Origin of the sequence: Pseudomonas fluvialis (assembly GCF_002234375.1) — a bacterium.
Lineage (GTDB): Bacteria > Pseudomonadota > Gammaproteobacteria > Pseudomonadales > Pseudomonadaceae > Aquipseudomonas > Aquipseudomonas fluvialis.
Genome location: NZ_NMQV01000017.1, coordinates 41,839 through 56,411, shown reverse-complemented (window position 1 = coordinate 56,411; position 14,573 = coordinate 41,839). Strand labels below are relative to the sequence as shown.

The following is a 14,573-nucleotide window of genomic DNA, read 5'->3' as shown; positions in this document are numbered from 1 at the left end:
GATCCTTTATAAGAGCAACTGGTCAGCGATCGCCGCCAGATCTTCGAACACCAGCGTCCCGGCTGGCAAGGACTTGCCCAGGGTGCGCAGGCCTTTGCCGGTTTTCACCAACACAGGCTGGCAATGGACGGCGCTCGCCGCCTGCAGGTCACCGATACTGTCGCCGACAAACCACACTCCGGGCAGCGCGCAGCCATAGTGCGCAGCGATCTGCTCGAGCATGCCGGGCAGCGGCTTGCGGCAACCGCAGCCGTCATCGGGGCCATGCGGGCAATGCACGATCAGCCCGACCTCGCCGCCCTGCTCCGCCACCAGCTGGCGCAGGCGGGCGTGCATCGACTCCAGGGTGGCTGCATCGTAGTAGCCGCGGGCCAGCCCCGACTGGTTGGTGGCCACCGCCACGGTCCAGCCGGCCTTGCTCAGGCGCGCGATGGCGTCGATCGCACCGGGGATGGGAATCCACTCGTCGAGCGACTTGATATAGGCGTCGGAGTCTTCATTGATGACCCCGTCGCGGTCGAGAATCAGCAGCTTCATAACCACACGCTCCCAGCGATACACGCCAGGCCACGGCGCACAACCTGCCGCCGCCCGCCTGGCGCGTGCCGCTGCCGGGGTCAGCCCAGCAGTGAAATATCCGCCACGCCGAGGAACAGGCCACGCAGCTCGGCCAGCAGGGCATAACGGTTGGCGCGTACGTTGGCATCCTCGGCGTTCACCAGCACCGCTTCGAAGAAGCCATCCACCGGCTCACGCAGGCTGGCCAGCTGGCTCAGGGCCAGGTGGTACTGGCGCTGCACGGCCAGCGGCTGCACCGCATCGCGGGCATGGTGAATGGCCGCATTGAGGGTGAACTCGCAGGGATTGTCGAAGAAATGCGCCGACGCCGAGGCCGGCAGCTGGCCTTCGGCCTTGGCCAGGATGTTCGACACGCGCTTGTTGGCGGCCGCCAGGGCAGCGGCTTCCGGCAGCTGACGGAAGGCCTGCACGGCCTGCACGCGCTGGTCGAAGTCCAGCGGCGACGCCGGGTTGACCGCACGCACCGCCTGGTAGACGGCAACGTCTACGCCTTCGTCCTCGTAGCGCGCACGCAGGCGGTCGAAGATGAAGTCGAGCACCTGTGCGGCCAGGCCGGCGGCCTTGACGCGCTCGCCGTACTGTTCGATGGCAAAGGCCACCGCCTGCACCAGGTCGAGGTCCAGCTGCTTCTCGATGAGGATGCGCAGCACGCCCAGCGCGGCGCGGCGCAGCGCGTAGGGGTCCTTGGAGCCGGTGGGCAGCATGCCAATGCCGAAGATGCCGACCAAGGTGTCGAGCTTGTCGGCCACCGCCACGGCCGCGCCGGTCAGGGTCTGCGGCAGCTCGGCGCCGGCGCCGCGCGGCATGTACTGCTCGTTGAGCGCCTTGGCCACGTCCTCCGGCTCGCCGTCATGCAGCGCGTAGTAGTAGCCGGCAATGCCCTGCATTTCCGGGAACTCGCCGACCATCTCGCTGGCCAGGTCGCACTTGGAGAGCAGGCCGGCACGCTCGGCGCGCGCCGGGTCAGCACCGATCTGCCGGGCGATAAAGCCGGCCAGCGCGGACACCCGCTTGGCCTTGTCGAACACGCTGCCCAGCTGGGCCTGGAACACCACGTTGGCCAGGCGCTCGTTGCGTTTTTCCAGCGGCTGGCGCTTGTCCTGCTTGAAGAAGAACTCGGCGTCGGTGAGGCGCGGGCGCACCACCTTCTCGTTGCCGGAAACGATCTGTGCCGGGTCTTTCGACTCGATGTTGGCCACGGTGATGAAGCGCGGCAGCAGCTTGCCGTTGCCATCCAGCAGGCAGAAGTACTTCTGGTTGTCCTGCATGGTGGTGATCAGCGCTTCCTGCGGCACTTCCAGGAAACGTTCCTCGAAGGAGCAGACCAGCGGTACCGGCCATTCGACCAGCGCGGTCACTTCATCGAGCAGCGCCGGCGGCACGATGGCACTGCCGTTCTCGGCCTGGGCCAGTTGCTCGACGCGCGCGGCGATCTGCGCGCGGCGTTCGGCGAAGTCAGCCAGCACATAGGCGCTGCGCAGGTCCTCGGCATAGCTGGCCGGGCTGCTGATACGCACTTCGTGGTTGGCATGGAAACGGTGCCCGCGCGACGTGCGCCCGGCCTGCTGGGCGAGGATCTGGCAATCCACCACGGCATCACCGAACAGCATCACCAGCCACTGGGTCGGGCGCACGAACTCTTCCTTGCGCGCCGCCCAGCGCATGCGCTTGGGAATCGGCAGGTCGGCCAGCGAGGCCTCGACAATCCCCGGCAGCAGGCTGACTGCCGCTTGCCCGGCAATGCACTGGCTGAACTTGAGCTTGGCGCCCGAGCGGTCGATTTCCGCCAGGTCGACACCGCACTTCTTGGCAAAGCCCAGCGCGGCCTGGGTGGGGTTGCCGTCCTTGTCGAAGGCCGCCTGCACGGGCGGGCCGTCGAGGTTCAGCGTGCGATCCGGCTGCTGCGCCTGCAGGCGCTCGACAAGCACGGCCAGACGGCGCGGCGCGGCGTAGTAGCGGGCCTGCAGGTAGTCCAGACCGGCACTCTTGAGGCCTTTCTCGACGCCGGCCAGGAAAGCCTCGCCGAGGCTCTTCAGGGCTTTCGGGGGCAGCTCTTCGGTGCCCAGTTCAACCAGAAAATCTTGGGCGCTCATTATTCGGCCTCCTTCAGCTTGGCCAGCACTTCATCACGCAGTTCGGGGGTGGCCAACGGGAAGCCGAGCTTGGCGCGGGCCAGCAGGTAGCTCTGCGCGATGTTCCGCGCCAGGGTACGTACACGCAGGATGTACTGCTGACGCGCGGTCACCGAGATGGCGCGGCGGGCATCCAGCAGGTTGAAGCTGTGGCTGGCCTTGATGACCATTTCGTAGGCCGGCAGCGGCAGCTGCAGCTCCATCAGGCGGTTGGCTTCCGACTCGTAGAAATCGAACAGCTCGAACAGCTTGTCGACGTTGGCGTGTTCGAAGTTGAAGGTGGACTGCTCCACCTCGTTCTGGTGGAACACGTCGCCGTAGGTGACCTTGCCGAACGGGCCGTCGGAGTAGACCAGGTCATACACCGAGTCGACGCCCTGCAGGTACATGGCCAGGCGCTCCAGGCCATAGGTGATCTCGCCAGTGACCGGGTAGCACTCGACGCCGCCGACCTGCTGGAAGTAGGTGAACTGGGTGACTTCCATGCCGTTCAGCCAGACTTCCCAGCCCAGGCCCCAGGCGCCGAGGGTCGGCGACTCCCAGTTGTCCTCGACGAAGCGGATGTCATGCACGCGGGTATCCACGCCGATGCGGCGCAGCGACTCCAGATACAGATCCTGGATGTTCTCCGGGTTCGGCTTGAGAACCACCTGGAACTGGTAGTAATGCTGCAGGCGGTTGGGATTCTCGCCGTAGCGGCCGTCGGCCGGGCGGCGCGAGGGCTGCACATAGGCAGCGTTCCAGGTTTCCGGGCCGATGGCGCGCAGGAAGGTGGCGGTGTGGAACGTACCCGCGCCCATTTCCATGTCGTAGGGTTGCAGGATCACGCAGCCCTGCTCGGCCCAGTAACTCTGCAGGGCAAGGATCAGGCCTTGGAAGGTGCTCACGTCGGGCGTAGTCTGGCTCACGAATATCACCGGTTTGGATGCTTGGGCGTAAAACCGGCGAGTATACCCGATCAACCCCGCCCGCAACGCATGGACAGGCCGATGCCCCGCTGCTCCTGGTGTAGCCAAGACCCCCTGTACATCGCCTACCACGACGAAGAGTGGGGCGTACCACTGCGCGACCCGCAACGGCTGTTCGAGCTGCTGTTGCTGGAGGGCTTCCAGGCCGGCCTGTCATGGATCACTGTACTGAAGAAACGCGAACGCTACCGCGCGGTGCTGTGGCATTTCTCAGCCGAACGCCTGGCACGGATGAGCGACGCGGAGATCGAGGAACGCCTGCAGGATCCGGGGATCATCCGCAACCGCCTCAAGCTGCGCGCCGCCCGGCAGAATGCCCAGGCCTGGCTGCGCCTGGATGACCCGGTGGCGCTGCTCTGGTCGTTCGTCGCCGACACACCGCAGATCAACCACTACGCCAGCCTCGCCGAAGTGCCCAGCGTGACCCCGGCTGCCGAGGCCATGAGCAAGGCACTGCGCAAGGCCGGTTTCAGCTTCGTCGGCCCGACTATCTGCTACGCCTTCATGCAGGCCGCCGGGATGGTCATGGACCACACCCTGGACTGCCCGCGCCATGCGCAACTGGCCCACGCAACGCACTGAACGCCGCGCTCAGCGACCCTCACGCAGGGCCAGCACATGGGCCATCAGCGCCTCGCTCTGGCGGCGCTGTTCGGCGGCATCCAGCGTCGGGTTGTCCAGCACCTGGTCGATCTGCGCCAGCAACGCCGCCTGCCGCTCCACCTTGGCCTCCAACTGGCGAATGCGCTGCAACTCCCGCCAGCCCCAGATGCCGAGCAGCAGCAACACGCCCAGCAACAGCCCCGCCATCGTCCACAGCCAGCCCGCCTGCATCATTGAATTCCTCCAGCCTTTGCATGCCCGCCACCTTAGCAGCCCGCCCCGCAGGCGTCTGTGCAGACGACGAATGAGACTTGCCGGCTCCCCGGTGCGCATGTTTTGATTCGCGCACTTTTTCTTACGAACCGAAACTTTCGCATGTCGAAACGCAACACGCCGCAACGTCGCCACGCCATTCTGGCCCTGCTCAACGAGCAGGGTGAAGTCAGCGTGGACGCCCTGGCGCGGGCCTTCGCCACCTCGGAAGTGACCATTCGCAAGGACCTCGCCGAACTGGAGAAGAACGGCCTGCTGCTGCGCCGCTACGGTGGCGCGGTGACCATGCCGCAGGAACTGATCGGCGAGCCGGCGCAGCCGGTATCCGCCGGCAAGCAGGCCATCGCCGGCCTGGCCGTGGGGCTGATCCGCGAGCACGCACGCATCATCATCGACAGCGGCAGCACCACCGCGGCGATGATCCCCCAGCTTGGTCATCAGCCCGGCCTGGTGGTGATGACCAACTCGCTGAACGTGGCCAATGCACTGCGCGAGCTGGAGCACGAGCCGGTGCTGCTGATGACCGGCGGTACCTGGGACCCGCATTCCGAGTCGTTCCAGGGCCAGGTTGCCGAACAGGTGCTGCGCTCCTACGACTTCGACCAGCTGTTCATCGGCGCCGCCGGCCTCGACCTGGCCCGCGGCACCACCACCTTCAATGAACTGCTCGGGCTGTCGCGGGTCATGGCCGAAGTGGCCCGCGAAGTGATCGTCCTGGCGGAAAGCGACAAACTCGGGCGCAAGATGCCCAACCTGGAGTTGCCCTGGGGCAGCATTCATACCCTGATCAGCGACGAGCGCCTGCCCGGTGCGGCGCGTCGCGAACTGGAGGCGCGCGGTATTCGTGTACTGCTGGCGCCCCTTCCTCACTGACAAGGAGCATTGCCTATGTGTGGCATCGTTGGCGCCATTGCCGAGCGGCAGGTTAGCGCGATTCTGGTCGAAGGCCTCAAGCGCCTCGAATACCGTGGCTACGACAGCGCCGGGGTAGCGGTATACACCGACGCCGGGCAGCTGCAGCGCTGCCGGCGCACCGGCAAGGTCGTCGAGCTGGAACAGGCCCTGCAGGCCGAGCCGCTGGTCGGCCGCCTGGGCATCGCGCACACCCGCTGGGCCACCCACGGCGCGCCGAGCGAAGCCAACGCCCACCCGCACTTCTCCAGCACTGACCTGGCCGTGGTGCACAACGGCATCATCGAGAACCACGAAAGCCTGCGCGGCGAACTGCAGGCGCTGGGCTATGTGTTCAGCTCGCAGACCGACACGGAAACCATCGTCCACCTGCTGCACCACCTGCTGAAAAGCCACGCCGATCTGGCCGATGCGCTCAAGGCCGCGGTCCGCCAACTGCATGGCGCCTATGGCCTGGCGGTAATCAGCGCCGCCCAGCCAGACCGCCTGCTCGCCGCGCGCAGCGGCAGCCCGCTGGTGATTGGCCTGGGCCTGGGGGAAAACTTCCTCGCCTCCGACCCGCTGGCCCTGCGCCAGGTCACCGACCGCTTCATCTACCTGGAAGAAGGCGACATCGCGGAAATCCGCCGCGACAGCCTGCAGATCTGGGACGCCCAGGGCCAGGCCGTACTGCGTGACATGGTGCAGTACCACGAACAGGCGGAAGCCGCCGACAAGGGCGAATACCGTCACTACATGCTCAAGGAAATCCACGAGCAGCCCAAGGTGGTACAGCGCACCCTGGAAGACCGCCTGGCCGCCGACCACGTGCTGACCCAGGCCTTCGGCCCGCAGGCCGGCGAACTGTTCGGCCGCGTGCGCAACGTGCAGATCGTCGCCTGCGGCACCAGCTACCACGCCGGTCTGGTCGCCCGTTACTGGCTGGAGGCGCTGACCGGCGTGCCCTGCCAGGTGGAAGTGGCCAGCGAGTTCCGCTACCGCCAGGTGGCCGTCCAGCCCGACGCGCTGTTCGTGACCATCTCGCAGTCCGGGGAAACCGCCGACACCCTGGCCGCCCTGCGCAATGCCAAAGATGCCGGCTACCTGGCCAGCCTGGCCATCTGCAACGTCGGCACCAGCTCGCTGGTACGCGAATCCGACCTGACCCTGCTGACCCGCGCCGGCCCGGAAATCGGCGTCGCCTCGACCAAGGCCTTCACCACCCAGCTGGTCGGCCTGCTGCTGCTCACCCTGGCCATCGGGCGCGCCCGTGGCAGCCTGCCGGCCGCCGTCGAAGCCGATGCGGTGCAGGCCCTGCGCGGCCTGCCAGGCCTGCTCAAGCAGGCGCTGGACATGGACGGGCAGATCGAGAAAGTCGCCGAAGCCTTCGCCGAGAAGCACCACAGCCTATTCCTCGGGCGTGGCGAGCAGTACCCGGTGGCCATGGAAGGTGCGCTCAAGCTCAAGGAGATCTCCTACATCCACGCCGAAGCCTACCCGGCCGGCGAGCTCAAGCATGGCCCGCTGGCGCTGGTCGACAGCGACATGCCGGTAGTCACCGTGGCGCCCAACAACGAGCTGCTGGAAAAGCTCAAGTCCAACCTGCAGGAAGTGCGCGCGCGCGGCGGCCAGCTGATCGTCTTCGCCGACCGCGACGCCCAGCTGGAAAACGGCGAAGGCACCCGCGTCATCAACATGCCGCACAGCCACGCACTGCTCGCGCCCATCCTCTACACCGTGCCGCTACAGCTGCTGTCCTACCACGTCGCCGTGCTCAAGGGCACCGACGTCGACCAGCCGCGCAACCTGGCCAAGTCGGTGACCGTGGAATAAGCAGCGCCTCACCACGCTCTGCGGGGACGCCAGCCAAGCGGCTCGCGTCCCCGCCGTCTTTGCGGGCCTGCCTGTTCTATGTAGCGGGGGCGCCACAAACACGCTGCCGTGAGCGCAGCGTTTTTAATCCGATCGCCAAACACCGGACACGCGAGGCCTGCCCCTGTTGTCCTTGCCTATCGTGCAATGTGCGCTGTGCTGTAGCTGCTGATGCGCGGTGTTATGCACGCAGCACTTCGATAAACCACTTGGGCTGCATGGCGTCAAAGTCATAACGAATATTGGCAGGCAGGTAGCTCGCCGAGTCCAACACACACGGCTTGTTATCCATACGCCTGAACACAACCCAGTGCCAGAAATGAATACCCTGTTCCTGATGATGCTTGATGGACAACAACGCCAAATCCGGCAAGGTCTCCCAGGCTACAAAAGGAATTTCGCTCGTCGAAGTTTGCACCCCGGCCTGTGCCAGCAGCCGGCGAACATACTGGGTATCGGACCACAAGGCTTCATCCGACGCATAAATGCCCATGCCGTTAGCGATAGCCTGCATCTCCGCATAGGTCTTGCCAAGAATATTGGCAACCGCAGCAATGCCGCACCCGCTGGTTTCTTCCTGTATGACCGGAGTATGCATTGGCCGTCCTTAATATTTGGCCAAGGGACGCGCTTAAAGCCGTCCCAGTGAGCAAATTTAATTAGTTGTTAGGTACTTCGCTATCTGATCTGCGCAACAGGGAACAGGCCACGATTTAAGCAGAGCGAAAACGTGACCTGCCCTCTATGTCTCTTTTTAGCCCTATTCGTACTCGATATAACCATTCATTGCGTTTTCAGCATCATGGTTAAAACTGATTTCCAGCCTGGTTTTACCCTCGGCAGACTTGGACAGTCGGTAACTACCCTGAGTAACCATGACATTGTTGCCTGGCGGCGTATAAAGCGTGACGTTTTTCTTGTTATCAAGATTCCCGCCCGCCCCGGAAAAATCCAGCTTGCTTATCAGGATGCTCGGTGTAGCCACCATGAAGCAGTTATCTTGCGGGCACGCGTCGGCATAGATAGCGATTTTCTCTTCCGTTCTATTGCCGAAATCCACCACTTGGCGATGCACATGCCGGGCCTGCCAAGGCTGGCCGTTGATCACGCCCTGCATGGGCTGATCTTTAAACTCATAACAATACTGCTGGGTGGGTTCTACTCCCGCCATCTGCTTCATCTGGGCTTGCAGCGTTGCCATGAAATTAACCTTGGGCACGCCATCTTTCTGGACAACAATGGTCGGCACAATTACCTCAGGGTAACAGTGCCGGAAAAATTTAACGTTGACCCCATCCTGGGTGGCATCGAGGACTTCATAGCTTTCAATGGCCAGGCTGATATTGGCCAGGAATTCAGCCTGCCGCGGGTCACTCAGCAGCGGCTTCAGGGCTTCCGCATCACCGGCCGCCATGGCCTGCCAAAACTGCTTGACCAGATCGACATTGGCGTCCTGCTTGGCACAACCCAGCAAGAGTGAAGCCATGAGAACCATCCAGACAACTTTCATATCGGTATTTCCTTATGAACCAGAGCTATTTCAGACTTTATATAAGCGCAGCCAAATGGAACTCTTCATAACCCCACAACCAACGCCACCTACTTCAAGAAAATCATAATAAATCAAAGCGTTACCCTTCACTCGAACCACTTCCCACTATTCGCGCGCAACCTTTCTATACGATTTGATTACTGGCACGAACCGCTGTTTGCTTCAGCGGCACCATTGCTGTTCGCAGGGTACGCCGTCGCGGTTGCCATCCATTTTTGTTGCGGGGCAGTTGTGCAGGAAAAAGCGGGCTTCTTCGCACGAGGTCATTTGTGAGCAGTGCGTGCGCCCATCGCAACGATAACGGCTGGCGCTGGCCTGCTGGGGCGCCAGGCGGGATGGAGTGGTGCTGGCGGGCGAGCTTTCCGGGGTTAGCCAGGCAAACAGCCTGTCCACTGACAGCCAGGACAGGGCTGGCTGAATAACCACCGGGCTGCCCAGGGTTGAGCCGTCTGCCGCGATATTGGTAATCACCGGGCTAGCACTATGCCCGGGGTAGAAGTGCCAGCCCGCTGCGGCCAGCAATATCAGTACGAGGAGTTTTTTCATGCTGCAGTCCCTTGCATAAAAGGTGGCCGCGCTCTACTGGAGTGCGCAGGCGTTACCGGAGGATGGAGCCACGCAGTATCGCGGATTTGCCCAGCCCCCGGCCACGCCCTCTTTAGCGCCCTGTTACAACTGGCGGCTTGTCGGATTGTGACCAGCAGTCATAGCATGACCAGCAGTCACGATCATTCAGGCCGGCCTCATGCGTTATCAGGAACACCTCTTTCAACAACGTGAAGGGCTCTTGCTGGCCGCCGCGCGCCAGTTGTTCCAGGCACAGCCCTGGGACCGCGTGACCATTGCCGAGCTGGCCCAGCAGGCGGGGATCGGCAAGGGTACGGTGTACAAGCACTTTCCCAGCAAGGAGGCACTGTATGCGCGGCTGGTGCTGGACCGCTCGCAACAGCACCTGCAGGAGCTGCGCGAGGTAGCGCGCCAGGCCCCGGCCGGGCAGGCCATGCGCCAGGTGATCCAGCGCGCCTTTGCCCAGTTGCTCGCCGACCCCCTGCAGGCGCAGTTGTGCCAGTTGTGCGACCGACCAGCCTTTCAGGCGCGCCTTGAGGAGGATTGCCGGGCGCAGTTCATCACCCTGGAAGGGCAGTACCTGGCGCTGTTCAGCGAGCTGCTGCAAGACAGCTTTGCCGATCTGGCGCTGACCCCCGAGGCTGGCCAGACGCTGCTGTGGGGCATCGAGGCCTGCTTCAACGGGGTGATCGCGCGGATTGCCTCCGGGGGCTTTGCCCACTGGGCCGAGCCGATCGAGCTGGAGGCGTATTTCGCCCGAGTCACCGACTTCATCATCGCCGGCCTGCATGGCCAGGCGGCTGCGCAGCACCGCGCGCCCATCCCTCACGAGTAATCGCCATGTTCGCCTTGTTGCGTCAACGTCCCTGGATTATCGCGCTGCTGATTGCCCTGCTGTTGCTGGCCTGGCTGTTGAGTGGCGAACGCCTGGTCGCGCGTGACGACGCGGCGCCAGACAGCCCCTCCAGCGCGCCGCCCGCCGGGCTGGCGCGGGTTGCGGTGGAGTGGCTGGAAGCCCAGCCGATGCAGCGCGAGCAGGTGGTGCAAGGGCAGATCGAGGCCTGGCGGCGGGTCGAGCTGCGCGCCCAGGTCAGCGCCCGCGTGCAACGCCTGGACCAGGACAAGGGCCAGCGCGTGGCCGAAGGCCAGTTGCTGCTCAGCCTGTCGCCCGATGAGCGTCCTGCGCAACTGGCGCGCAGCGAGGCCGAGGTACGCCAACGCGCCAGCGATGTGCGCGCCGCCGAGCAATTGCGCCAGCGCAGCCTGATCTCTGCCAACGAACTGCTGCGCCTGCAGAGCGAGCTGGCCAAGGCCCGCGCCGAGCTGGACAGTGCGCGCCTGCAAATGCAGTACACCGCCGTGCGCGCGCCCTTTGCCGGCATCTATGACCAGCGCATGGTCGAGCTGGGCGATTTCGTGCAGCCGGGACAGGCCCTGCTGACCCTGGTGGATATCGACCAGCTCAAGGTCAGCGCGCAGATTGCCCAGCAGCAGGTCGGCCAGTTGCAGCTCGGCCAGACGGTGCGCGTGGTGCTGCTGGATGGCCGCGCGCTGAGCGGCGAGTTGCACTTCATTGCCGCCGCCGCCGACCCCGGTTCGCGCAGCTTCCGTATCGAGGTGAAAGTGGCCAATCCCCAGGGCCTGCGCCTGGCCGGAGCCAGCGCCACCCTGCATATCCGCACCGGCGAGGTGCCGGCACATCGCCTGTCGCCGGCGCTGCTCAGCCTGGATGCCGCCGGCCGCCAGGGAGTGAAGTGGGTGGATGAGCAGCAGCGCGTAGTGTTCAGCCCGGTCGAACTGCTCAGTGTCGACAGCCAGGGGGCCTGGGTAAGCGGGCTGCCGCAGCGCCTGGCGCTGATCACCCTCGGCCAGGGCTTTGTCGAGCCGGGCCAGCAGGTCGACAGCCAACCACGCGAGGCCCACTGAGATGCATGGCCTGATCGCCGCCGCCCTGGACCGTAGCCGCACCAGCCTGCTGCTACTGGCGTTTCTCATGCTCGGCGGCCTGGCCGCCTATATCGCCATGCCCAAGGAATCCAACCCGGACGTGGCGATCCCCATCATCTATGTCTCGGTGAGCCTGGAAGGCATCAGCCCGGAAGATGCCGAGCGCCTGCTGGTACGGCCGCTGGAGCAGGAGCTGCGCAGCCTGGAGGGGGTCAAGGAAATGCGCGCCATGGCCAGCGAGGGGCATGCCTCGGTGACCCTGGAGTTCGATGCCGGCTTCGACGCCAAGCAGGCCCTCGCCGATGTCCGCGAGAAGGTCGACACGGCGCGCAGCAAGCTGCCCGAGGAAGCCGACGAACCGACGGTCAACGAGGTCAACGTGGCGTTGTTCCCGGTGCTCTCGGTGGGCCTCTCCGGGCCCATCGCGGAAACCGAGCTGGTGTACATCGCCCGGCGCCTGAAGGAGCGCATCGAGGGCATCCCCGAGGTGCTCTCGGTGGAGATCGGCGGCGACCGCGAAGACCTGCTGGAGATCGTCGTCGACCCGCAGGTATTGGACAGCTACGGCATCGACTACAACACGCTGTTCACCCTGGTCAGCCGCAACAACCGGCTGGTTGCCGCCGGCAGCCTGGATAACGGCGCCGGGCGACTGAGCATGAAGGTGCCGGGGGTCATCGAAAACCTCGACGACGTGCTGAGCCTGCCAGTCAAGGTGGTGGGTGACAGCGTGGTGACCTTCGGCGACGTGGCGACCATCCACCGCACCTTCAAGGACCCCACCGGCTTCGCGCGCATCAATGGCCAGCCGGCCATCGTCCTGGAGGTATCCAAGCGCAGCGGCGCCAACATCATCGCCACCATCGAACAGGTCAAGGCACTGTTCGCCGAGGCCGCCCCGCAGCTGCCGGCCGACCTGCAGGTCAGCTACATCATGGACCAGTCGCAGGAAGTGCAGAGCATGCTCAGCGACCTGCTCAACAACGTGCTGACCGCCATCGTCCTGGTGCTGATCCTGGTGGTGGCGAGCATGGGTCTGCGCTCGGCGCTACTGGTCGGGCTGACCATTCCGGGAGCCTTCCTGGCCGGCATCCTGCTGATCTGGATGCTCGGCTTCACCCTGAATATCGTCGTGCTGTTCAGCCTGATCCTGGTCGCCGGCATGCTGGTGGATGGCGCCATCGTGGTGTCCGAGCAGGCCGACCGGCACCTGCACGAGGGCCAGAGCCCACACCAGGCCTGGCTGAATGCCGCATCGCGGATGGCCTGGCCGGTGATCGCCTCGACCGCCACCACCCTGGTGGTGTTCCTGCCGCTGCTGTTCTGGCCGGGCGTGGTCGGCCAGTTCATGAAGTACCTGCCGGCCACGGTCATCCTCTGCCTGCTCGCCTCGCTGGCCATGGCCCTGGTGTTCCTGCCGGTGCTCGGTGCGCTGAGCGGCGGCCAGGCCGCCCCCCAGGCGCCGCACGCCAGCCGCGCCGGGCAGGCCTACCGGCGCGTGCTGGCAAGCCTGCTGCGCCGCCCCGGCCTGACTCTGCTGGGAATGCTCGGGCTGATTGCGCTGATCTATGTCGGCTACGGCCGGTACAACCATGGTGTGGAATTCTTCCCCGATGTCGAGCCGGAAAGCGCACAGATCTGGCTGCGTGCGCGCGGCGACCTGTCGGTGCAGGAAAAGGATGCGCTACTGCGTCAGGTGGAAAGCCGCGTGCTGGGCATGCGCGAGGTCAAGGCACTGTACGCCCGCTCGCTGGCCCAGGCGGATGGCCAGCTGGGCGCCGATGTGGTCGGCGTGCTGCAGTTCCAGTTTGTCGACTGGCACCAGCGCCGCCCGGCCAAGGCAATCCTCGCTGACATGAGCCAGCGTACCGCCGGCATACCCGGGGTAGTGCTGGAATTTCGCAAGCAGGAACAGGGCCCCAGCGACGGCAAGCCGGTGAAGTTGCAGATCAGCGCGCAGGACCCGGCGCTCGGCGAGCAGTGGGTCACGCGTATCCGTGAGGAAATGGCCCGCCTCGGCGGCTTCACGGATATCGAGGATGACCGCGCACTGCCCGGCATCGAATGGCGCCTGCAGGTCGACCGCGAAGCCGCTGCGCGCTTCGGCGCCGACGTACTGAGCGTGGGCAACGCCGTGCAAATGCTCACCAACGGCCTGAAGCTGGCCACCTACCGCCCCGAGGACGCCACCGACGAGGTGGATATCCGCGTGCGCCTGCCCGGCAGCTGGCGCTCGCTCGACCAGTTGGGCCGCCTGACCCTGAATACCAGCGCCGGCCAGGTGCCGCTCAGCCACTTCGTCGACCTGCAGCCGGCGCCCAAGGTCGGCACGCTGCGCCGTGTCGACGGTAACCGCACCATCACCCTGCAGGCCGACCTGGCCGAAGGTGCGCGCCTGGACGAACGCCTGCGCGCACTGCGTGCCAGCCTCGACAGCCTGCCGGCCACAGTGCAGGTGCAGTTTGCCGGCGAGGATGCCGACCAGCGCGAGGCAGCCACCTTCCTGATGACCGCCTTCGTGGTGGCGATCTTCCTCATGGCCATCATCCTCGTCACCCAGTTCAACAGCCTCTACCAGGCCGGCCTGGTGCTGTCGGCCATCGTGCTGTCCACCGCCGGGGTGCTGCTCGGCCTGCTGGTCAACGGCCAGTCGTTCGGCATCGTCATGGTCGGCATGGGGCTGATTGCCCTGGCGGGTATCGTGGTCAACAACAACATCATCCTTATCGACACCTACAACCTGCTGCGCCGCCAGGGCCTGCCTGCCGCACAGGCGGCGCTGGAAACCGGCTGCCTGCGCCTGCGCCCGGTCCTGCTCACGGCGGTCACCACCATCCTCGGCCTGGTGCCGATGGTACTGGGCGTGAATGTCGACCTGCTCAGCCCCAGCCTGGGCTTCGGCGCACCCTCAACCCAATGGTGGACCCAGCTATCCAGCGCAATAGCCGGAGGCCTGGCCTTCGCCACCCTGCTGACCCTGCTGCTGACCCCCTGCCTGCTGGTACTCGGCGCACGCTTCGAGCGCCGCCCGGCCAACCAAGCGGTGCCGGACGAGGGCTAGCCAAAGGCGTATGCGATAGGCGGCAGACCACGATTTCAGCAGAGCGGAACGTGGTCTGCTCCCTCATTTTGACCTGTGATCGATTGAGCGCTTGGCCCCGCTACGCGAACTACAGAATGGCCAGGGCA

13 protein-coding genes are annotated in these 14,573 nt (G+C 65.0%); 6 read left to right on the top strand and 7 right to left on the bottom strand.

The window, feature by feature from the left end:
• Positions 1-6 precede the first annotated feature (6 nt).
• The 3 genes from gmhB to glyQ all read right to left on the bottom strand — a co-directional run bounded on the left by gmhB (position 7) and on the right by glyQ (position 3,619).
• A complete protein-coding gene (gene gmhB, locus CFY91_RS09560; RefSeq protein ID WP_093986123.1) occupies positions 7-537 on the bottom strand; it encodes a D-glycero-beta-D-manno-heptose 1,7-bisphosphate 7-phosphatase in 531 nt (176 codons plus the stop codon).
• An 80-nt stretch (positions 538-617) separates the two neighbouring features.
• Positions 618-2,672, bottom strand: coding sequence for a glycine--tRNA ligase subunit beta (gene glyS / locus CFY91_RS09555; protein WP_093986122.1), 2,055 nt, complete (start codon positions 2,670-2,672; stop codon positions 618-620).
• A complete protein-coding gene (gene glyQ, locus CFY91_RS09550) occupies positions 2,672-3,619 on the bottom strand; it encodes a glycine--tRNA ligase subunit alpha (protein ID WP_093986170.1) in 948 nt (315 codons plus the stop codon). The genes glyS and glyQ overlap by 1 nt, the downstream gene beginning before the upstream one ends.
• An 81-nt stretch (positions 3,620-3,700) precedes the next feature.
• On the opposite strand from glyQ, the gene CFY91_RS09545 reads away from it, so the two are divergent.
• Complete coding sequence (locus tag CFY91_RS09545) at positions 3,701-4,261, top strand: DNA-3-methyladenine glycosylase I (protein WP_093986121.1); 561 nt, start codon at positions 3,701-3,703, stop codon at positions 4,259-4,261.
• 9 nt (positions 4,262-4,270) lie between these two features.
• Here the strand turns inward: CFY91_RS09545 and CFY91_RS09540 are convergent, their stop codons facing one another.
• Complete coding sequence (locus CFY91_RS09540) at positions 4,271-4,516, bottom strand: hypothetical protein (RefSeq protein WP_093986120.1); 246 nt, start codon at positions 4,514-4,516, stop codon at positions 4,271-4,273.
• Between the two features lie 141 nt (positions 4,517-4,657).
• Between CFY91_RS09540 and CFY91_RS09535 the strand changes: the two genes are divergently transcribed.
• Together CFY91_RS09535 and glmS are read left to right on the top strand one after the other, a co-directional pair.
• Positions 4,658-5,428, top strand: coding sequence for a DeoR/GlpR family DNA-binding transcription regulator (locus tag CFY91_RS09535; protein ID WP_093986119.1), 771 nt, complete (start codon positions 4,658-4,660; stop codon positions 5,426-5,428).
• Positions 5,429-5,443: 15 nt separating this feature from the next.
• Positions 5,444-7,279: a glutamine--fructose-6-phosphate transaminase (isomerizing) gene (glmS, locus tag CFY91_RS09530; RefSeq protein WP_093986118.1), complete on the top strand. Its 1,836-nt coding sequence runs from the start codon at positions 5,444-5,446 to the stop codon at positions 7,277-7,279.
• A gap of 220 nt (positions 7,280-7,499) precedes the next feature.
• Here glmS and CFY91_RS09525 read toward each other — a convergent pair whose 3' ends face one another.
• The 3 genes from CFY91_RS09525 to CFY91_RS09515 all read right to left on the bottom strand — a co-directional run bounded on the left by CFY91_RS09525 (position 7,500) and on the right by CFY91_RS09515 (position 9,416).
• The gene (locus CFY91_RS09525) at positions 7,500-7,916 is read right to left on the bottom strand and encodes a hypothetical protein (protein WP_093986117.1); all 417 of its coding nucleotides are present in this window, start codon (positions 7,914-7,916) and stop codon (positions 7,500-7,502) included.
• Positions 7,917-8,078: 162 nt separating this feature from the next.
• Positions 8,079-8,828 (bottom strand): hypothetical protein, encoded by a 750-nt coding sequence (locus tag CFY91_RS09520; RefSeq protein WP_093986116.1) that lies wholly within the window; start codon positions 8,826-8,828, stop codon positions 8,079-8,081.
• Positions 8,829-9,032: 204 nt separating this feature from the next.
• Entirely contained in the window at positions 9,033-9,416 is a 384-nt protein-coding gene (locus tag CFY91_RS09515; RefSeq protein ID WP_165765319.1) for an excalibur calcium-binding domain-containing protein, read from the bottom strand.
• A 199-nt stretch (positions 9,417-9,615) separates the two neighbouring features.
• On the opposite strand from CFY91_RS09515, the gene CFY91_RS09510 reads away from it, so the two are divergent.
• Genes CFY91_RS09510 through CFY91_RS09500 form a run of 3 tightly spaced genes read left to right on the top strand, consistent with a single transcriptional unit; the run spans position 9,616 to position 14,445 of the window.
• Positions 9,616-10,272 (top strand): TetR/AcrR family transcriptional regulator, encoded by a 657-nt coding sequence (locus CFY91_RS09510; RefSeq protein ID WP_093986115.1) that lies wholly within the window; start codon positions 9,616-9,618, stop codon positions 10,270-10,272.
• A 5-nt stretch (positions 10,273-10,277) separates the two neighbouring features.
• Positions 10,278-11,363, top strand: a complete 1,086-nt coding sequence (locus tag CFY91_RS09505) for an efflux RND transporter periplasmic adaptor subunit (protein ID WP_093986114.1) — start codon at positions 10,278-10,280, stop codon at positions 11,361-11,363.
• A 1-nt stretch (position 11,364) separates the two neighbouring features.
• Positions 11,365-14,445 carry an efflux RND transporter permease subunit gene (locus CFY91_RS09500; RefSeq protein WP_093986113.1) on the top strand — a complete coding sequence of 1,027 codons (3,081 nt, stop codon included), beginning with the start codon at positions 11,365-11,367 and terminating at the stop codon, positions 14,443-14,445.
• The last annotated feature ends 128 nt before the right edge of the window (positions 14,446-14,573 follow it).